The sequence below is a fragment of the Phaeobacter sp. JH20_37 genome, from assembly GCF_048056015.1.
Lineage (GTDB): Bacteria > Pseudomonadota > Alphaproteobacteria > Rhodobacterales > Rhodobacteraceae > Phaeobacter > Phaeobacter bryozoorum.
Window position 1 is genome coordinate 261,275 of the sequence record NZ_JAYMWW010000020.1, and the last position, 18,354, is coordinate 279,628.

Annotated in this window: 19 protein-coding genes and 1 riboswitch; of the genes, 17 read left to right on the forward strand and 2 right to left on the reverse strand. The window is 59.5% G+C overall.

The window, feature by feature from the left end:
• Window positions 1-7: 7 nt before the first annotated feature.
• Entirely contained in the window at window positions 8-877 is an 870-nt protein-coding gene (locus VWZ87_RS17890; RefSeq protein ID WP_416536517.1) for a glycosyltransferase family 2 protein, read from the reverse strand.
• 142 nt (window positions 878-1,019) lie between these two features.
• On the opposite strand from VWZ87_RS17890, the gene miaB reads away from it, so the two are divergent.
• The 17 genes from miaB (at window position 1,020) to trpB (ending at window position 17,874) form a co-directional block, all read left to right on the forward strand.
• The gene (gene miaB, locus VWZ87_RS17895; RefSeq protein ID WP_416536518.1) at window positions 1,020-2,342 is read left to right on the forward strand and encodes a tRNA (N6-isopentenyl adenosine(37)-C2)-methylthiotransferase MiaB; all 1,323 of its coding nucleotides are present in this window, start codon (window positions 1,020-1,022) and stop codon (window positions 2,340-2,342) included.
• A gap of 205 nt (window positions 2,343-2,547) precedes the next feature.
• Window positions 2,548-3,099: an OmpA family protein gene (locus VWZ87_RS17900; protein WP_416536519.1), complete on the forward strand. Its 552-nt coding sequence runs from the start codon at window positions 2,548-2,550 to the stop codon at window positions 3,097-3,099.
• Between the two features lie 11 nt (window positions 3,100-3,110).
• On the forward strand, window positions 3,111-3,407 hold the full coding sequence (locus VWZ87_RS17905; RefSeq protein ID WP_416536520.1) for a hypothetical protein: 297 nt from the start codon (window positions 3,111-3,113) through the stop codon (window positions 3,405-3,407).
• Between the two features lie 153 nt (window positions 3,408-3,560).
• Complete coding sequence (locus VWZ87_RS17910; RefSeq protein WP_416536521.1) at window positions 3,561-4,568, forward strand: PhoH family protein; 1,008 nt, start codon at window positions 3,561-3,563, stop codon at window positions 4,566-4,568.
• A 127-nt stretch (window positions 4,569-4,695) separates the two neighbouring features.
• Window positions 4,696-5,226, forward strand: coding sequence for an rRNA maturation RNase YbeY (ybeY, locus tag VWZ87_RS17915; protein WP_416536522.1), 531 nt, complete (start codon window positions 4,696-4,698; stop codon window positions 5,224-5,226).
• Between the two features lie 5 nt (window positions 5,227-5,231).
• Window positions 5,232-6,131, forward strand: a complete 900-nt coding sequence (locus tag VWZ87_RS17920) for a hemolysin family protein (protein WP_416536523.1) — start codon at window positions 5,232-5,234, stop codon at window positions 6,129-6,131.
• Window positions 6,128-7,639 (forward strand): apolipoprotein N-acyltransferase, encoded by a 1,512-nt coding sequence (gene lnt, locus VWZ87_RS17925; RefSeq protein ID WP_416536524.1) that lies wholly within the window; start codon window positions 6,128-6,130, stop codon window positions 7,637-7,639. The genes VWZ87_RS17920 and lnt overlap by 4 nt, the downstream gene beginning before the upstream one ends.
• Window positions 7,640-7,700: 61 nt before the next feature.
• Window positions 7,701-7,749, forward strand: a riboswitch (SAM-SAH riboswitch).
• A gap of 6 nt (window positions 7,750-7,755) precedes the next feature.
• Window positions 7,756-8,937 carry a methionine adenosyltransferase gene (metK, locus tag VWZ87_RS17930; RefSeq protein ID WP_340544431.1) on the forward strand — a complete coding sequence of 394 codons (1,182 nt, stop codon included), beginning with the start codon at window positions 7,756-7,758 and terminating at the stop codon, window positions 8,935-8,937.
• Between the two features lie 245 nt (window positions 8,938-9,182).
• Window positions 9,183-9,830, forward strand: a complete 648-nt coding sequence (locus VWZ87_RS17935; RefSeq protein ID WP_416536525.1) for an ATP-dependent Clp protease proteolytic subunit — start codon at window positions 9,183-9,185, stop codon at window positions 9,828-9,830.
• A 105-nt stretch (window positions 9,831-9,935) separates the two neighbouring features.
• Window positions 9,936-10,700 carry a tRNA (guanine(46)-N(7))-methyltransferase TrmB gene (gene trmB / locus VWZ87_RS17940; RefSeq protein ID WP_416536526.1) on the forward strand — a complete coding sequence of 255 codons (765 nt, stop codon included), beginning with the start codon at window positions 9,936-9,938 and terminating at the stop codon, window positions 10,698-10,700.
• A 128-nt stretch (window positions 10,701-10,828) separates the two neighbouring features.
• Window positions 10,829-12,178, forward strand: coding sequence for a 3-phosphoshikimate 1-carboxyvinyltransferase (gene aroA, locus VWZ87_RS17945; RefSeq protein ID WP_340544435.1), 1,350 nt, complete (start codon window positions 10,829-10,831; stop codon window positions 12,176-12,178).
• Window positions 12,175-12,780 (forward strand): (d)CMP kinase, encoded by a 606-nt coding sequence (cmk, locus tag VWZ87_RS17950; protein WP_416536527.1) that lies wholly within the window; start codon window positions 12,175-12,177, stop codon window positions 12,778-12,780. Before aroA ends, cmk begins: the two co-directional genes overlap by 4 nt.
• 392 nt (window positions 12,781-13,172) lie before the next feature.
• Window positions 13,173-14,852 carry a 30S ribosomal protein S1 gene (gene rpsA, locus VWZ87_RS17955; RefSeq protein WP_340544437.1) on the forward strand — a complete coding sequence of 560 codons (1,680 nt, stop codon included), beginning with the start codon at window positions 13,173-13,175 and terminating at the stop codon, window positions 14,850-14,852.
• Window positions 14,853-15,193: 341 nt separating this feature from the next.
• Complete coding sequence (gene ihfB / locus VWZ87_RS17960; protein WP_008560927.1) at window positions 15,194-15,478, forward strand: integration host factor subunit beta; 285 nt, start codon at window positions 15,194-15,196, stop codon at window positions 15,476-15,478.
• Window positions 15,478-15,828, forward strand: a complete 351-nt coding sequence (locus tag VWZ87_RS17965; protein ID WP_340544448.1) for a LapA family protein — start codon at window positions 15,478-15,480, stop codon at window positions 15,826-15,828. Before ihfB ends, VWZ87_RS17965 begins: the two co-directional genes overlap by 1 nt.
• 6 nt (window positions 15,829-15,834) lie before the next feature.
• On the forward strand, window positions 15,835-16,485 hold the full coding sequence (locus VWZ87_RS17970) for a phosphoribosylanthranilate isomerase (RefSeq protein WP_416536528.1): 651 nt from the start codon (window positions 15,835-15,837) through the stop codon (window positions 16,483-16,485).
• A 135-nt stretch (window positions 16,486-16,620) separates the two neighbouring features.
• Complete coding sequence (trpB, locus tag VWZ87_RS17975; RefSeq protein WP_416536529.1) at window positions 16,621-17,874, forward strand: tryptophan synthase subunit beta; 1,254 nt, start codon at window positions 16,621-16,623, stop codon at window positions 17,872-17,874.
• Window positions 17,875-17,967: 93 nt separating this feature from the next.
• Here trpB and VWZ87_RS17980 read toward each other — a convergent pair whose 3' ends face one another.
• Complete coding sequence (locus VWZ87_RS17980) at window positions 17,968-18,351, reverse strand: DUF2237 family protein (RefSeq protein ID WP_416536530.1); 384 nt, start codon at window positions 18,349-18,351, stop codon at window positions 17,968-17,970.
• Window positions 18,352-18,354 lie beyond the last annotated feature (3 nt).

Consider the following 18,354-nt stretch of genomic DNA (forward strand, 5'->3'; position numbering starts at 1 on the left):
TCGGAGCCTAGAACCACTGTCCCGGCTCCATCAGGCCCAGATCAAGCAGCTGACGAGAATGCCAGTCAAAGGGGGCCGAGTTGTGCCATCGAAAACTGTCGATCTCAAAGGAGGATCCCGGGTTGCGTTTCAACGCCTTTGCGGTGCGAAAAGAGCAAATCGCGGCGGTCAGATTGTGGTGCCAGGGGCAGGCGTAGGTGTTGTACTCCGGTTCGTTGAACCGGTGATCCTCAAACAGCCGTAGTTCCGGTTTTGCACGGAACAGCGAAATCCGGTCGATCTTTCGGCTTGCTGCGGGGATATGTTCTTCATAGCGCCAGCGTATGCCGCCGTAGAAATCCAGCTGGCGATCAAGCGGATGGCCGGTCTGTGGATCAATGCGGGCCTGTGCATAGTAGCCGGATTTATCCAGATGCGCGGTTTCCAGCGATACGCCGTTTGGTGCTGCGTCCAGATCGGCGGCATAAAGATCAATGACATAGGTCAGCATGGCCGAGCGCCGCTCTTCGCCATGAAACCCCAAGAGTTCGACAACATTACGGCTCTCACAGAAGGGGTAGAACAAGTACTCTGCATTGTAGCAGTAATAGAGCCAGCAACCCGGTGCGGCTCTCGCGATCACCTTGTTGATGGCCTCAATCACCGCTTCACGCGCGCTACAGTCAAAGGGCACACGGTGGATGCGCGTCTCCAGATCGTAGGGGATGTCAAAAGCGTCCGGTATAAAGGCCACAACGGTTGTAAAGCCGAGATCAAGATGGTGGCGCAGGGTGGTCGCAATCTCCACCTTATCCTCGACAAAGATCAGAGCGACGGGCCCTGCTGTCAGGATCTTGTCCCCGGCGCCAAGAAACCCTTCGAGTGATGAGTGCATCATATCTGATTGCCTGCTGTTCTCTGCCGACTTCCCTGTCTGGCGATTGCTGCTAAAGTCGGGTAATCCGCGCGCCATTGCAAGCAGAGCCGTTTCCGGCTATGCCACGCCGCTGTTGCGACCCTCCGGTGAAAAGGTTGTCCCCATGAGCGCCCCGAAGAAGCTGTTTATCAAGACCTATGGCTGTCAGATGAATGTCTATGACAGTGAACGCATGGCCGAGGCGCTGGGCGGCGAAGGTTACGTTGAAACCAAATCGCCGGATGACGCCGACATGATCCTGCTGAACACCTGCCACATCCGGGAAAAGGCGGCGGAGAAGGTCTATTCCGAACTGGGGCGCTTCAAGGGGCTGAAAGCGCAGAAGCCGGACCTGAAGATTGGCGTCGCGGGCTGCGTCGCCCAGGCCGAGGGCGAGGAGATCATGCGCCGTCAGCCGCTGGTCGATCTGGTGGTCGGCCCGCAGAGTTATCACCGGCTGCCGGAGATGGAAGCGAAGGCCCGCAAGGGGGAGAAGGTGCTGGACACCGATTTCCCCGAGGAAGACAAATTCGAGAAGCTGAAGAACCGCCCCAAGGCCAAGCGCGGCCCGACGGCGTTTCTGACCGTGCAGGAGGGCTGCGACAAGTTCTGCGCCTTCTGCGTGGTGCCCTACACCCGCGGCGCCGAAGTGTCGCGCCCGGCGGACCGCATCCTGCGCGAGGCTCAGGAATTGGTGGAGCGTGGCGTGCGCGAAATCACGCTCCTCGGCCAGAACGTGAACGCTTATCACGGTGCTGGCGCCAACGGCGACCTGACCCTGGCCCAGCTTATCTGGGAGCTGGACAAGATCGACGGGCTGGAGCGCATTCGCTTCACCACCTCGCACCCCAATGACATGCAGGACGACCTGATCGAGGCGCATGGCACCTGTGCCAAGCTGATGCCCTATCTGCACCTGCCGGTACAGGCGGGTTCCGACAAGATCCTCAAGCGGATGAACCGCGCACATACCGCCGAGAGCTATATCCGCCTGATCGAGCGGATCCGCGCCGCGCGCCCAGACATCCTGATCTCAGGCGACTTCATTGTTGGCTTCCCGGAAGAAACCGAAGAGGATTTCCAGGCCACCATGGACCTGGTGGAAGAGGTGAAGTACGGCACCGCCTATTCCTTCAAATACTCCACTCGGCCTGGCACCCCGGCGGCAGAGCGTCCTCAGGTTGACCCGGCTGCGGCTGACGATCGGCTTCAGCGCCTGCAGGCCCTGCTGACCAAGCAACAGCGCGAGGTTCAGGACAGCATGGTTGGCCGCGAGGTTGGTGTTCTGTTTGAAAAGGCGGGCCGCTTCGCGGGCCAGATGGTTGGCAAATCCGATTACCTGCATGCTGTGCATGTTGCGGATTGTGATCGCGCCATCGGTGATCTTGCCCGCGTGCGGATCCTGTCCTCTGGGGCCAACTCGCTGGCGGGCGCTCTGATCGATTGATCATGGGCGGGGGCGGTCGCGCAGCCGATTGCGCCCCCAGCGCGACATGGCGTCGTGAAACTTCTGATTTCCTTAAGCAAATGATTGCAATTTGCGTTCTATACCTGCGAATATCACGGTAACGGCCCGCATAAAGCCTGCGTGGCCGCAAGAATGACGCCTGCGAATGACTGGTGTAAGGGGGATATTGGGTGTGTTGAAACCAATGAGGAAACAACTCTGCGGACTCGTGGCCACCGTTGTCGCGACTGTCGGCTTGAATGTGGGCGCTTTGCTGGCGCAGGACGCCGGTGTGATCGGTCAGAGCTATATTCCAACCATCTGGGTTGATCCCGACGGTTGCGAGCATTGGGTGATGGACGATGGCGCCGAAGGCTTTATGACACCCCATGTCACGCGAGACGGGAAACCGGTTTGCCGTCGGGGCGATATCTGCGGCGTGATGCCCAGCGATCAGTTTTTTGCCACCAACAGGCATCACATCAGCGCCGCCGGGCAACAGCGCCTGCGCGAGTTTTTCCAATCTGCCAATGCGCGCTCCTTCATCATTACGGGCCATACCGATAGCCGCGCATCGGATGAGTACAACATGCGCCTGTCTCAGCGCCGTGCCGATGCGGTCGCAAAAGTCGGCCAATCGGTTGGCGCCCGCATCCTTGAGGCGCGGGGTTACGGCGAACGCGATCCGCGTGTCCCCAATGATTCTGCAGCCAACATGGCGCAGAACCGCCGCGTTGAAATCATCTGCCTGCGCTGAGGAGCATCGTTATGTCATTCACCAGAACAGCGCTTCTTGCGTCCTTGGCGATCGGTCTGTCTGCCTGTGGCGACAAGGTCGACAAAACTGTGGATCGTGGTTTTGACAGCAAGGATCTGTCTCAGCTGAAGGCGGGGATTTGGGTTGATCCGACCGGCTGCGATCATTGGATCATTGACGACGGGGTAGAAGGTTACCTGTCGCAACGGCTGGCGCCGGATGGCCGCCCGGTCTGTTCCGGCGTCGCCCCTCCGAATACGGCGATTGGTCCGTTCAAATCCGGGTCCAGCATCGAGGACCCGATTTGACGGAATTTCGTTACCGCTGCAAACAACTGCCTATTGGCCGTCCTTTTCGGGCGGCCATTTTGTTTCAATCGCGTGAAATTGCCGACGCGTAGCTTGCGCAGGGGCGACCGGAGAGGCACACTGAAAGAGCAACGTCAAAGACAGGAGACCGGATTGGCCATTGGCACTTTGACCCCATCGCATGAGCAGGATTCCTCACATGAGGCGCTGCTCGAATTCCCTGATAACCGACTGCTGATTGATCTGTGCGGTGAATACGACCGCAATCTCGCGACGCTCGAGCAGACGCTTGGTGTTCAGATTGTCCGGCGCGGCAATCAACTCTCAGTACTGGGAGAAGAAGCCGCCCGCGATCAGGCCGCGGCGGTTCTGGCAGCGCTATATGACCGGTTGGAAACCGGCCGCAGTGTTGAGGCCGGCGATATTGATCGTGAATTGCGGATGGGACAGGAGCAGGTGGAAAATCCCGGCAGCCAGCTGGAGATGTTTCGGGGCGGCAAGGTCGAGATCAAGACGCGTAAGAAACTCGTCGAGCCACGTACCGACGCTCAGAAAGCCTATGTCCAGTCGCTGTTCGAACATGAGCTTGCCTTTGGGATCGGTCCGGCTGGCACCGGCAAAACCTATCTTGCTGTTGCTGTTGGCGTGAGCATGTTCATTACCGGGCATGTCGACAAGATCATCCTCAGCCGCCCTGCGGTCGAGGCGGGCGAGAAGCTCGGCTATCTGCCCGGCGACATGAAAGATAAGGTCGATCCTTATATGCAGCCGCTCTATGACGCGCTGAATGATTTCCTACCCGGCAAACAGTTGGCGAAGCTGCTGGAAGAAAAACAGATCGAGATCGCGCCGCTGGCCTTTATGCGGGGGCGTACGCTATCCAATGCTTTTGTTGTTCTGGATGAGGCGCAGAATGCCACCACCATGCAGATGAAGATGTTCCTGACACGTTTGGGTGAGGGATCGCGCATGGTCATCACCGGCGACCGCAGCCAAGTTGACCTGCCGCGCGGCGTGGCGTCGGGGCTGGCGGATGCGGAACGTCTGCTGAGCAAAATCCCCAAGGTGAGCTTTAACTACTTCACATCTCGTGACGTGGTGCGACATCCGCTTGTGGCGGCCATCATCGAGGCCTATGAGGCGGATGAGAAATCCGTCTGAACCAGCCTTCGGTTGCTGAACGAGGGGGATGCAAATTCATATTGGGTTGGGGCCTTCATGGAAAACCACCCAAGAAACGCCCTCCCGGACCTGTCGGAACGGGCTGCCTTGGCATTGAGACTGGACTATGACTCTCGACATCTCCATTGAAGACGCTCGCTGGCAGGGCATCGGCTTGTCAGCGCATGCCGAGCAGGCCGTTGATGCGGCGCTGTCGCATTTCAATCTCGATCCGGACGACTGCGAACTATCCCTGCTGGCCTGCAATGATGCGCGGATCATGGAATTGAACACTGAGTTCCGTCAGAAGGCCAAGCCGACAAATGTGCTCAGCTGGCCAGCCGAGGAACTTGCCGCCGAGGAACCGGGGGGTGACCCGCTGCGACCCGAGGCGGATTTTACCGGCGAAATACCGCTCGGCGACATTGCGATTGCCTATGAGACCTGCGCAGGCGAGGCCGAGGCCGCTGGCAAGCCATTGGCCGACCATTTGCGTCATCTGATCGTTCACGGAGTGTTGCATCTTTTGGGTTACGATCACATTCGTGACCCGGACGCCACTTTGATGGAAGGTCTTGAGGTGGAGATACTTGGCAAAATGGGTATCGATGACCCATATACATTGGATGACAGCCCCAATCACGGGCGTATCGGATAGGAACGATGGACGATATAGACGGAAGTTCTAACGCAGCGCAGGGCGCGCTGGAGAACAAGGACAGCGCTGGCGACACCGCAGCGGCTGCACAATCGACGGGGTTTCTGGGGCGTATTTTCAGCTCCTTTACTCCGACCGAAAGCGAGGAAGACGTGGATTCCGGACCGGAAACACGCCTGGCGAACCAGCCGCACGGGATGATCAATCTGCGGCGTTTGCGGGTCGAGGACGTTGCCATTCCCGCAGCGGAAATCGTGGCAATCCCGGCCTCGACTCCGAAAGATGAACTTGTTCAGGTCTTCCGCGAAAGCGGTTTTACCCGTATCCCCGTCTACGAGGGCACGCTGGATACACCCATCGGCTTTGTCCACCTCAAGGACTTTGCCCTGATGCACGGTTTTAACGGCACCGATGCCGATTTCGCGCTGGACGCTATGGTGCGTCCTTTGCTGTTTGTCCCGCCGTCCATGACGATTGGCGTTCTGCTGACAAAAATGCAGGCAGAGCGCCGCCACATGGCGTTGGTGATTGATGAATATGGCGGCGTTGATGGTTTGCTGACCATCGAAGACCTGATCGAGCAGGTTGTCGGCGAAATTGAGGACGAACATGACGCGGGCGAAGATCAGACCTGGTTCCGTGAGAAACAGGGCTGTTATGTCGCGCAGGCACGTACCCCGCTGGATGAGTTCGAGAATGAAATCGGTCGGTCGCTGACCAGTCACGATGACGTCGACGGCGAGGAGATCGATTCCCTTGGCGGTCTGGTCTTCATGCTGTCAGGACGCGTCCCTGCACGGGGTGAGGTCATTCAGCATCCCGACGGGCCTGAGTTCGAGGTTATGGACGCCGACCCGCGCCGGATCAAACGCCTGCGGGTGCGGTTGCCCGATTGTTCGGGATGATTGCTGCGGTCCGGCGGCGTGCCGGGCTGCGGCCGGTCATTCTGCCATTGGTCACGGCGGTTGCTGCGGGTGGTCTTCTGGCCTTCGCGCTTGCACCGTTCCATATGCTCTGGCTGGCTCCGTTCTGCCTGGGCGCAGTGGGATATCAACTGCTTCAGCTTTCGACCTCCCGGCAGGGCGCATTTTTCGGCTGGCTTCTGGGGACGGCCTATTTTTCCGTCGGCATGATCTGGATCTACGAGCCGTTTCAGATTGATGCAGAACGCTACGCCTGGATGGCGCCCTTTGCCGTCGTCGGTCTTGCCGCCGGATTGGCGCTGTTTTGGGCCCTGGCGTTCGGTTTGGCTGTTCGGCTCTGGCGCGGTGGCAACCGGATCGTCCTGCTGATTGCCGCGCTGTCGCTTGCCGAGTTTGCACGGGCCTATGTCCTCACCGGGCTGCCCTGGGCAGCGTTCGGGCAATTCTGGATTGATACGCCTGCCGCAGGGCTGCTGCCCTGGATCGGGCCACATGGTCTAGCCTTCTTCACCCTCGTTGCGACCTTACCGCTAGGGCTGATATCGCGTCGTCCGGTCGTTGCGCTGCTGCCCATGCTGCTTGTCGGTGGGGCTATCCTGCTGATGCCGCAGCAGCCCTCTGCCATGCTGACTGGTAAGATTGTTCGGCTCGTGCAGCCCAATGCGCCCCAGGACGAGAAATGGCACCCGGATCTGCGCTGGTCGTTTGTTGATCGCCAGCTGGACTATTCGCGCGCGCCAGCTCGCAGCGGACAGCCCGTCGATCTGATTGTCTGGCCTGAAACAGCCGTTCCGTTGATGCTGAATTATGCGGATGACGTGTTGAGCGAGATTGCGGATGCGGCTGGAACTACCCCAGTTCTGCTGGGCATTCAGCGCCGGGAAGAGGGCCGCTATTACAATTCAGCAATCGTACTGGATGGCGCTGGTAACGTTGGCCAGATCTACGACAAGGCGCATCTGGTTCCCTTTGGTGAGTATATTCCAGCTGGCAATCTGATGGCGCGTATTGGCGTCCATGGGTTCGCCTCTCAGGCCGGGGCAGGTTACGCATCGGGGCCGGGACCGCGGCTGTTGGATCTGCCGGTCGGCAAAGCGCTGCCACTGATCTGCTACGAAGCGGTTTTCCCACAGGATGTGAACGGGGCACCGGACCGGGCTGATCTGCTGATTCAGATCACCAATGATGCCTGGTTTGGCACCTATTCCGGTCCGTATCAGCATCTGGTCCAGGCGCGGATGCGTGCTATTGAGCAGGGGCTGCCCATGGTGCGGGTTGCCAATACCGGCATCTCGGCAATGATTGATCCACATGGCCGCGTCCTGGATGCGCTGCCTTTGGGGGAGGCCGGCTATCTGGACGCAGCCCTGCCTGCGCCGCTGCCGCCTACGCTCTATTCGCGGACCGGTGACCTGCCAGTGTTTCTCGGCTGCATCCTCCTCGGCGGGTTGGCGCTGCGACGCAGAACCACAGTTGCGCGCGGGTCATAGCTGCTTAACCTCTCGGCTTTATAGATTGACGACACACGTCTCCCCGCGTACTGCGGATCGATTACTGCCACAACGGCTTCCTGGCGTGGCAGGCTAAACCCAACGGAGCACCTTTCATGACCCGCACGAACTATACCTTCACCTCGGAATCGGTTTCCGAGGGCCATCCGGATAAGGTCTGTGACCGTATCTCGGACGCTGTTCTTGACGCCTTTCTGAGCGAAGAGCCTGAGGCCCGCGTTGCGGCCGAAACCTTTGCTACCACCAATCGCGTGGTGATCGGGGGGGAAGTGGGTTTGTCGGATCAGGACAAACTGCACGACTACATGGGCCGGATCGACGAAATCGCCCGCGCCTGTATCAAAGACATCGGCTACGAGCAGGACAAGTTTCACCACGAAACCGTCGAAATCACCAATCTGCTGCACGAGCAGTCTGCCCATATCGCACAGGGTGTTGATGCGGCCGCCGACAAGGAAGAGGGTGCCGGCGATCAAGGCATCATGTTTGGCTTTGCCACGAATGAGACCCCAGCGCTGATGCCGGCCCCGATCCAGTACAGCCATGCGATCCTGCGCCGGCTTGCGGAAGTGCGCAAGAATGGCTCCGAGCCGACGCTTGGCCCGGACGCAAAATCGCAGCTGTCGGTGGTCTATGAAAACGGCAAACCCACACGCGTCAGCTCATTGGTTCTGTCGACACAGCATCTCGATGAAACGCTGACCTCCAACGATATCCGTGCCATCGTCGAGCCTTATATCCGCGAAACCCTGCCGGATGGCTGGCTGACGGATGAGACGGTATGGCACGTCAACCCGACGGGAAAATTCGTCATCGGCGGACCGGATGGGGATGCGGGGCTGACCGGTCGCAAGATTATCGTGGACACCTACGGTGGTGCGGCGCCTCATGGCGGCGGCGCGTTTTCCGGCAAGGATCCGACCAAGGTCGACCGTTCGGCCGCCTATGCCGCGCGCTATCTGGCCAAGAACGTCGTCGCTGCGGGCCTCGCCGATAAATGTACAATCCAGTTGTCCTATGCGATCGGCGTGGCCAAGCCGCTGTCGATCTATGCGGATACCCACGGCACCGGCGATGTTGATGCGGCCCGGATCGAGGCGGCCATTGATCAGATCATGGACCTCACGCCTCGTGGCATTCGTCATCACCTCGGCTTGAACAAACCGATCTACGAGCGAACAGCGGCTTATGGGCATTTTGGCCGTGAGCCTGACACAGATGGCGGGTTCAGCTGGGAGCGCACCGATCTGGTCGACGCGCTGACAAAAGCGATCTGACGCCATTAGGCGATAAGACAAGAACGACAAAGGCGGGGAAGTCCCCGCCTTTTTTTCATCCAGCCGTAGCCGCTCATAACGGCCTTGGCAAAAGACGTGGAAGATCGGGCGCTTTGCTGGCAATATAGCTGCGAACCCGGATCTACATGGAATTGCGTTTGCCCTATCTTCGTCATGTTCTGTTATTTTCTCAACGCGCCCCTGCCAGGGCTGCGCAATGCGGCTTGCTTGGACTTGTTGCTCTGATGTCTGTTGGCCTCACCGGGCTTGGCCCCGCCATGGCCCGCGAGACGCTGCCCGCCAAGTTCAAGATAGACGGCAATACGCTGATCTATAACACCGACGCCCAGTTTGCTGACAACGGAGATGGCACATCTCAGGAGACAGCCGGTGAGATTACGGATGATGATATCGAACCCTTCCGTGAAATCCTTGATGCGAACCCGGCCATAACACGGCTGCAGCTCAATAGCGGCGGCGGCAGCGTCTACGCAGGTGAGACGATTGCCGACATCGTTCAGGGCCACGCGCTTGATACCTGGGTGGTCGGCGAATGTATCAGCGCCTGCGTCGATATCTTTCTGGCCGGTGATCGTCGCCAGATGACGCTGGGATCAAAGATCGGCTTTCATCAGCGTGATTGGGCGCCCAAAGCGGTGCAGAGCTATTATCGCCTGTGGCGCAAGGATGAGAACTGGGCGACGCCCTTTGAGTTCGGCACCTGGATCTATCGCGACACGCAGTCGGAGGTCTTTCGGCATCTGAAGTATATGATGCAGCGCGGTGTTGATCCGGCCTTTGCGATCGAAACGTTGAAGACCGAGCCCGAGGACGTCTGGTACCCGACCCGGTTGCGGCTGATGGCGGCCGGGGTGCTGCGCGAGAAGCCTTGATAGGGCCTGCCCCGAACCGCATCTATTGCCGGCTGACTTGACCCAGACGCAAGCATGGGGCAGAGGGGCGGCCAGGTTTTGAACGCGCGATAGGAAAGTCTCCCGATGTCTGATGACAGCAAACCCACCCAGGCGCCTACTGGCGACAGCCGGCCCAATGCGGTTGACAAACATCAGAGCGGTGCGCCCTGGCGGAACTTTTACGGGCGGCTCAAAGGCAAGCAGCTGAAAGACAGCCAGCAGCGCTACATCGACGAAGATCTCGCCTCACTCAGCCCGGGCGCTGTTGGCTGGGACGTGAACCCCGATCGCTCCGATCTTGATCTGGCGGCGATGTTCGGAGGGCGCGATGTCTGGCTGGAAGTTGGTTTCGGCGGCGGCGAACATCTGGTGCATCAGGCGAAGTCGAACCCGGATGTCGGGATCATCGGCGCAGAACCCTATATCAACGGTGTCGCTATGCTCTTGGGCAAGATCCGCCGCGCGGGGGTGGACAATATAAAGGTCCATCACGGCGATGCACGCGACGTGATGGATGTTCTGCCGGAACAGTCGATCTCCCGTGCCTTTTTGCTCTACCCCGACCCCTGGCCTAAGGCCCGCCATCACCGTCGCCGTTTCGTGACCCAAGAGCATCTCGAGCCGCTGGCAAAATGCCTGAAACCGGGCGCGATCTTCCGGGTGGCAACCGATATCCCCGATTATGTCCGCCAAACCATGGAAGAGGTGCCGCAGGCCGGATTCGAGTGGCTGGCAGAGGGGCCGGATGACTGGCGCGTGGCCTGGGATGACTGGATCTCGACCCGCTATGAGCAAAAGGCCCTGCGCGAAGGCCGTACGCCCCACTATATGACCTTCCGTCGCCTCTGATCTCATTCGCGCCCGCTCGACGAACACGATATTCTGCCGGGAATGGCGGCAGCGGGAAAACACGCTGGACCGAAACCGAGCGATTGGGTAGGTCCAAGTGTGAACGCTAGCATTTCGAAAGGTTCCTCATGTCCGGACACGGTACGCCCATCCCGATGACCTCGCACCGCGCCGATCCGCTGACCGGCATCGCTGAGGTTCCAGGCGACAAGTCGATTTCGCATCGCTCGCTGATCCTTGGGGCGCTGGCCGTTGGCGAGACCAAGATTTCGGGCTTGCTGGAAGGTGAGGATGTCCTGGATACAGCCAAGGCGATGCAGGCGATGGGGGCGGAGGTCATCAACCATGGTGGCGGAAACTGGTCGGTGCATGGCGTCGGCGTCGGTGGTCTGGCTGAGCCGGATCAGGTGATCGACTGCGGCAACTCCGGTACGGGCGTACGCCTGATCATGGGGGTTATGGCGACCTCTCCCATCACAGTAACATTTACCGGCGATGCCAGCCTCAACAAGCGGCCTATGGCGCGGGTGACCGATCCGCTGGCCCTGTTTGGTGCGCAGTCTGTTGGCCGCTCGGGCGGACGTCTGCCGATGACGATTGTCGGTGCCGCGGATCCAACCCCCGTGCGCTACACCGTTCCAGTGCCCTCGGCGCAGGTGAAATCCGCAGTCTTGCTGGCTGGTCTGAACGCACCCGGAAAGACGGTGGTGATCGAGAAAGAGGCGACCCGCGACCACTCTGAGCGCATGCTGGCAGGCTTCGGCGCCGAAATCACTGTCGAGGATACCGATGAGGGGCGCGTTATCACGCTGACAGGACAGCCCGAATTGAAGCCGCAGGTCATTGCGGTGCCGCGTGATCCTTCCAGCGCGGCCTTCCCGGTATGTGCTGCGTTGATCACTCCCGGATCTGATGTGCTGGTCCCCGGTATCGGCCTGAACCCGACGCGGGCAGGGCTGTTCTACACGCTTCAGGATATGGGCGCGGATCTCACCTTTGAAAACATGCGCGAAGAGGGTGGGGAGCCGGTGGCCGACCTGCGCGCACGCTATTCGCCTGAAATGAAGGGGATTGATGTTCCGCCAGAACGCGCCGCCTCGATGATCGACGAATATCCGGTTCTGTCTGTGGTGGCGTCTTTTGCCACCGGCAAAACGATGATGACCGGTGTGAAGGAGCTGCGCGTCAAGGAAAGCGACAGGATTGACGCGATGGCCCGTGGCCTGCGGGCCAACGGCGTGATGGTCGAGGAGGGCGACGACTGGTGGGCGGTCTCTGGTCTCGGTCCGGAAGGTGTGCCCGGTGGCGGCACCTGTGAGAGTTTTCTCGATCACCGCATTGCAATGTCCTTCATGGTCATGGGCATGGGCGCGCAGAAACCGGTGACGGTTGACGATGGCACGCCAATTGCCACCTCCTTTCCGATTTTCACGTCCCTGATGACCGGTTTGGGGGCACGGCTAGAGACACCGTCATGAGCTTCACGGTCGCAGTTGATGGCCCCGCTGCTGCAGGTAAGGGCACGATATCGCGGGCGGTTGCGGCTCATTTCGGCTTTGGTCACCTGGACACCGGGCTGCTCTATCGTGCCGTTGGCGCACGGATGCTCGCAGGTGATAAGCCGATTGAGGCCGCGCTTGCGCTGCTGCCTGAGGATCTTGAGCGCCCTGAACTGCGTACGGCACAGGTGGCCCAGGCCGCCTCAAAGGTTGCTGTGATCCCTGAAGTGCGCGCGGCCTTGGTCGATTTTCAACGCGCCTTTGCCCGTCGGGCTGGGGGCGCGGTGCTGGACGGGCGGGACATCGGCACCGTGATCTGCCCGCGTGCGCAGGCAAAGCTTTTCGTGACGGCAAGCGCCGAAGTGCGCGCGCAGCGACGTTTGCAGGAGCTGATGGCTGCTGGAAACCCCACCAGCTTTGCCGAGGTGCTGGAAGATGTGAAGGCCCGCGATGCACGCGACACAAACCGTTCCGAGTCGCCTCTGAAACCTGCCAGCGATGCGATGATCCTGGACACCAGCGCGTTGAGCATCGAGGAAGCTGTGGCGATGGCCATTGCAGCCATTGAGGCACGCCGCTAGCGGCCGTTGGCAATCCCTAATCCGCAGTTTGCAGGGCAGATCAGATAGCCATGTCACGGCGATAAGCCGCTGTTGCGTCCCATGGCAGAGCGAAACCTCGCGTGTTTTTGCTCGTTCCAGCGGTTAGTGTCGGTGTGCCGGCCCGTCCTTTGCGGAGATTTATGACGGTTTCCCTTGCGCCGAAGGGGGAATCCGCATACTAAGCGCGCTGTCACTATAGAGGCGGTTAACGCACGGGCGGCATTCTGAGCAGGGTCGGGGCATACCTCGGCCCTTTGTGTTTGTCTGATCAGACCGGCATGTGCTGCGCCTCATACGGACCAATCTTCAAGACCGGCGGAGACAACCGCCCGGCCAGATAAAACCGATTTGTAAAGGAAACCTGAGACCACATGGCTCAAGACACATCGATGGAGGAATTCGAAGCCCTCCTGAACGAAAGCTTCGAAATGGACACACCCGAAGAAGGGTCTGTCGTAAAAGGCAAGGTCATCGCAATCGAAGCGGGCCAGGCCATCATCGACGTCGGCTACAAAATGGAAGGCCGCGTTGAGCTTAAAGAATTCGCAAACCCTGGCGAAGCTCCCGAAATCTCTGTTGGCGACGAAGTCGAAGTCTTCCTGCGCGCTGCTGAGAACGCCCGTGGCGAAGCTGTTATCTCCCGCGAGATGGCCCGCCGCGAAGAAGCATGGGATCGCCTGGAAAAAGCATACGCAGACGACCAGCGCGTCGAAGGTGCGATCTTCGGTCGTGTCAAAGGCGGCTTCACCGTCGATCTGGGCGGCGCAGTTGCATTCCTGCCCGGTTCGCAGGTTGACGTGCGCCCCGTGCGCGACGCTGGCCCGCTGATGGGTCTGAAGCAGCCGTTCCAGATCCTGAAGATGGACCGTCGTCGTGGCAACATCGTTGTGTCCCGTCGTGCGATCCTCGAAGAGTCCCGCGCCGAGCAGCGCGCCGAAGTTATCGGCAACCTGTCCGAAGGCCAGGCAGTGGACGGTGTCGTCAAGAACATCACCGAATACGGTGCGTTTGTTGACTTGGGCGGCGTTGACGGCCTGCTGCATGTCACCGACATGGCATGGCGCCGTGTGAACCACCCCTCCGAGATCTTGTCGATCGGCGAAACCGTCAAGGTTCAGGTCATCAAGATCAACAAAGACACCCACCGCATCAGCCTCGGCATGAAGCAGCTGCAGGAAGATCCGTGGGATCTGGTTGGCGCCAAATACCCGCTGTCCTCCGTGCACAAGGGTCGCGTCACCAACATCACCGATTACGGTGCATTTGTTGAGCTGGAGCCGGGCGTCGAAGGTCTGGTTCACGTCTCCGAGATGTCCTGGACCAAGAAGAACGTCCACCCGGGCAAGATCGTCTCCACTTCTCAGGAAGTCGACGTCATGGTTCTGGAAATCGACGGTGCCAAGCGCCGCGTTTCCCTGGGCCTCAAGCAGACCATGCGCAACCCGTGGGAAGTCTTTGCTGAGACTCACCCCGAGGGCACCCAGGTCGAAGGCGAAGTCAAGAACATCACCGAATTCGGTCTGTTCATTGGCCTCGACGGCGACATCGACGGCATGGTTCACCTCTCCGACCTCAGCTGGGACGAGCGCGGCGAAGACGCGATTCAGAACTACCGCAAAGGCGACATGGTTTCGGCCGTTGTTTCCGAAGTGGATGTCGAGAAAGAGCGTATCTCGCTGTCGATCAAAGCACTGGGCGGCGACAAGTTCGCAGAAGCCGTGGGCGGCGTGAAGCGCGGCTCCATCGTGACCGTGAACGTCACCGCCATCGAAGAAGGTGGCATCGAAGTGGAATACGAAGGCATGAAGTCCTTCATCCGCCGCTCCGATCTGTCGCGTGACCGTGCCGAACAGCGCCCCGAGCGCTTCTCGGTTGGTGACAAGGTTGATGTGCGCGTGACCAACGTGGACAGCAAGACCCGCCGTCTGGGCCTGTCGATCAAAGCACGCGAAATCGCGGAAGAAAAAGAAGCTGTCGAACAGTACGGCTCCTCGGATTCCGGCGCATCGCTGGGCGATATCCTCGGCGCAGCGCTGAAAACAGGCGACTGATTTCAGCAGCCAGCCTAGGCTGACGAGTATGAACGGTCCTGCCCTGTTGGGTGGGGCCGTTTCTTTTTGTCGCGGGCCAATCCTCTCTGCCGTGGCGGCAGGCGGGGGGAAAACACCGCCGGGCCTGACTGCGAATCACAAAATCTGTCCCGACCCTTGCAGATGAATCCGGCGTGCCCCATCTCTGCTTTGTGGGTGAAAGCCGCCTGAACGAGCCTAATGATAGGCAAACGCTGACTTATTTGCGGGGCAGGCCCGTATCCACTGTTCCCGGTTTGAGGTTTTGTACCTATAGTCGGTGGATAGAAACTGTGCCTAGCTTGGCTTGGGAGGGCCGAGAGATGATCCGCTCGGAATTGATCCAGAAGATTGCAGACGAAAACCCGCACCTGTATCAGCGTGATGTGGAGCGGATCGTGAATACCGTGTTCGAAGAGGTGACCGACGCAATGGCGCGCGGTGATCGTGTGGAGCTGCGGGGCTTTGGCGCCTTTTCGGTGAAACAGCGGGATGCGCGGGTTGGTCGCAATCCCCGTACCGGCGAAACGGTCCATGTTGAGGAAAAACACGTGCCGTTCTTCAAGACAGGTAAACTCTTGAGGGATCGCCTGAACGGAAAAGCCTGATGCGCTATATTCGCTATGCCTATCTTGGGGTGATTGCTATCGCCCTTATCTCTGTTTCTTTGGCGAACCGGGGGCTGGTTGAACTCAAACTGATGCCCACGGCTTTTGCCGAACTTCTGGGATATAATTTTCAGATCACGTTGCCGCTGTTTGTGGTGGTTCTGGGTGGCATTGCGGTTGGTTTGATCATCGGGTTCATCATCGAATGGCTGCGTGAACACAAACATCGCCGCGAAGCAGATCTGAAGGCTCGCGAGGCGAAGAAGCTCTCGCGCGAGGTCAATCGCCTGAAGAAGCAGAAACACGAGGGCAAGGACGAGGTCCTCGCTATTCTCGACGAAGCGAGCTGACGCCCCATGGACATTCGGGTCAAGATCTGTGGGCTGAAAACGCCGGGCGACATCGCGGCTGCGGCTGAGGCGGGCGCCGCCTATATTGGTTTCAACTTCTTTCCGAAATCCCCTCGGTCTGTTACCCCGCAGGAGGCTGCGGTACTTGCTGTTGAGGCGCCGATGGGCTTGTGCAAGGTCGCGTTGGTGGTCAATCCGGATGACGCCCTGCTGGATGAAATCACCAGTGTTGTACCATTGGACATGATTCAGTTGCACGGGCAGGAAACGCCAGAGCGGGTTGCGCAGGTCAAAGCACGCTACGGCCTGCCGGTGATGAAGGTTCTAGGAGTCTCGAATGCTGAGGATATCCAGGGGATCGAAGCCTACGAATCCGTTGCGGACCAGATTCTCGTCGATGCCAAGGCGCCGAAGGGGGCCGTTCTTCCCGGCGGCAATGGGGTCATCTTTGACTGGGGTCTGCTGGCGCGCAAGAAATACTGGCGGCGGCCCTGGATGCTGGCAGGCGGCTTGACGCCTGAGAATGTCGCCGAGGCGATCCGGGTCACCGGCGCGCGTCAGGTCGATGTGGCCTCCGGTGCAGAGAGCACGGTTGGCGTGAAGGATCCGGCCCGCATTCGTGCATTCTGTGAAGCCGCCGGTGCGCCACGCCGCTGAGCGGCACCTTGGCTCCGGCAATCTAACGCCAGCGCCGCGACATTGCGCATCAGCCTCGATAATCCGCTGCACCTCTCTTTACCCGGAGCAGGCCGCGCTATACTCATATCGAGCGCCGCGAAGAAGGAAAGAACCATGGCCGAAGATCTATTCAACAGCTTCATGAACGGTCCCGATGAACAGGGGCGGTTTGGTATTTTTGGTGGGCGGTTCGTCAGCGAGACTTTGATGCCGCTGATCCTCAGCCTGGAAGAGGAGTATGATCGTGCCAAGGATGACCCGAGTTTCTGGGCGGAGATGGACGATCTCTGGAAAAACTATGTTGGTCGCCCCAGTCCGCTCTATTTCGCCGAGCGGCTGACTGAACATCTGGGCGGCGCGAAGATCTATTTAAAACGGGATGAGCTGAACCATACCGGCGCGCATAAGATTAACAATGTGCTGGGACAGATCCTGCTGGCCCGTCGCATGGGTAAGGATCGGATCATTGCAGAAACCGGCGCGGGCCAGCATGGCGTCGCTACTGCCACGGTCTGCGCCAAATTTGGGCTGAAATGCGTGGTCTATATGGGCGCGCATGATGTGCAGCGTCAGGCGCCCAATGTCTTCCGTATGCGCCTTCTGGGTGCCGAAGTCATTCCGGTGACCTCTGGCCGCGGCACGTTGAAGGATGCCATGAACGATGCCCTGCGGGATTGGGTGACCAATGTCCACGACACCTTCTACTGCATCGGCACAGTGGCGGGACCGCATCCTTATCCGGCAATGGTGCGAGATTTCCAGTCGGTGATCGGTAAAGAAGTACGCTGGCAGCTGGCAGAGCAGGAGGGCGAGGGGCGTCTGCCGGACACCGTAATCGCAGCGATTGGTGGCGGGTCAAACGCCATGGGCCTGTTCCACCCATTCCTGGACGACAAGTCGGTGAACATCATTGGTGTTGAGGCGGGTGGCAAAGGTGTCGATGAGAAGATGCAGCATTGTGCCTCGCTCACAGGTGGTCGCCCTGGCGTGCTGCATGGCAACCGCACCTACCTATTGCAGGATGATGATGGCCAGATTCTGGAAGGCTTTTCCATCTCTGCCGGGCTCGATTATCCCGGTATCGGTCCGGAGCATGCCTGGTTGAACGATATCGGCCGCGCCAACTACGTCTCCATCACCGATAAGGAGGCGCTGGAAGCGTTTCAGCTCTCCTGTGCGCTGGAGGGGATCATCCCGGCGCTTGAGCCAAGCCATGCACTGGCGCATGTGATGAAGATCGCACCGGATCTGCCAAAAGACCATATCATCGTGATGAACATGTGTGGTCGTGGCGACAAGGATATCTTTACCGTCGCCCGTCACCTCGGCTTTGACATGTCTGACACCGAAGGCCGCGACAGCGACTGAACCTGCCACAATGCGCGAATAATCAAGAAAAAGGCGCCTCGCATCGCGGGCGCCTTTATTCGTGGCTCTAGGCTCGCAGGCGGTCCGCTGCGCCTAATAGGTTTCCCCTGATGCAGCATGGTTTTTCAGCACGCTGAGCGGAACGATCTCCAAAGCACGCTTATGTGTCGCCGCAAGGTTGACCTGTGGTGCGCAACCTTCGTCAGCCGCCTGAAGGAAACGCGCGGCACAAAGGCACCAGCTGTCCCCGGCCTTCAGCCCGGCAAAGCTGAATTCGGGGCGCGGTGTGGAGAGGTCATTGCCGACGTATTTGGAATAGGCCAGAAACTCATCCGTCATCACCGCGCAGACCGTATGGCTGCCCTGATCCTGCGCGCAGGTGTTGCAATGGCCGTCACGAAAGAACCCGGTCATCGGAGCGGTGGAACAGGAGGCCAGGGCTCTCCCGAATACGTTTATGCTGTCGTCTTGGTCCATGGT

Excerpts from the sequence above, each read along its gene's own strand:
- VWZ87_RS17890 (WP_416536517.1), bottom strand. The coding sequence starts at position 877 with ATGATGCACTCATCACTCGAAGGGTTTCTTGGCGCCGGGGACAAGATC.
- miaB (WP_416536518.1), top strand. The coding sequence starts at position 1,020 with ATGAGCGCCCCGAAGAAGCTGTTTATCAAGACCTATGGCTGTCAGATG.
- VWZ87_RS17900 (WP_416536519.1), top strand. The coding sequence starts at position 2,548 with ATGAGGAAACAACTCTGCGGACTCGTGGCCACCGTTGTCGCGACTGTC.
- VWZ87_RS17905 (WP_416536520.1), top strand. The coding sequence starts at position 3,111 with ATGTCATTCACCAGAACAGCGCTTCTTGCGTCCTTGGCGATCGGTCTG.
- ybeY (WP_416536522.1), top strand. The coding sequence starts at position 4,696 with ATGACTCTCGACATCTCCATTGAAGACGCTCGCTGGCAGGGCATCGGC.
- VWZ87_RS17920 (WP_416536523.1), top strand. The coding sequence starts at position 5,232 with ATGGACGATATAGACGGAAGTTCTAACGCAGCGCAGGGCGCGCTGGAG.
- lnt (WP_416536524.1), top strand. The coding sequence starts at position 6,128 with ATGATTGCTGCGGTCCGGCGGCGTGCCGGGCTGCGGCCGGTCATTCTG.
- metK (WP_340544431.1), top strand. The coding sequence starts at position 7,756 with ATGACCCGCACGAACTATACCTTCACCTCGGAATCGGTTTCCGAGGGC.
- VWZ87_RS17935 (WP_416536525.1), top strand. The coding sequence starts at position 9,183 with ATGTCTGTTGGCCTCACCGGGCTTGGCCCCGCCATGGCCCGCGAGACG.
- trmB (WP_416536526.1), top strand. The coding sequence starts at position 9,936 with ATGTCTGATGACAGCAAACCCACCCAGGCGCCTACTGGCGACAGCCGG.
- aroA (WP_340544435.1), top strand. The coding sequence starts at position 10,829 with ATGTCCGGACACGGTACGCCCATCCCGATGACCTCGCACCGCGCCGAT.
- cmk (WP_416536527.1), top strand. The coding sequence starts at position 12,175 with ATGAGCTTCACGGTCGCAGTTGATGGCCCCGCTGCTGCAGGTAAGGGC.
- rpsA (WP_340544437.1), top strand. The coding sequence starts at position 13,173 with ATGGCTCAAGACACATCGATGGAGGAATTCGAAGCCCTCCTGAACGAA.
- ihfB (WP_008560927.1), top strand. The coding sequence starts at position 15,194 with ATGATCCGCTCGGAATTGATCCAGAAGATTGCAGACGAAAACCCGCAC.
- VWZ87_RS17965 (WP_340544448.1), top strand. The coding sequence starts at position 15,478 with ATGCGCTATATTCGCTATGCCTATCTTGGGGTGATTGCTATCGCCCTT.
- VWZ87_RS17970 (WP_416536528.1), top strand. The coding sequence starts at position 15,835 with ATGGACATTCGGGTCAAGATCTGTGGGCTGAAAACGCCGGGCGACATC.
- trpB (WP_416536529.1), top strand. The coding sequence starts at position 16,621 with ATGGCCGAAGATCTATTCAACAGCTTCATGAACGGTCCCGATGAACAG.
- VWZ87_RS17980 (WP_416536530.1), bottom strand. The coding sequence starts at position 18,351 with ATGGACCAAGACGACAGCATAAACGTATTCGGGAGAGCCCTGGCCTCC.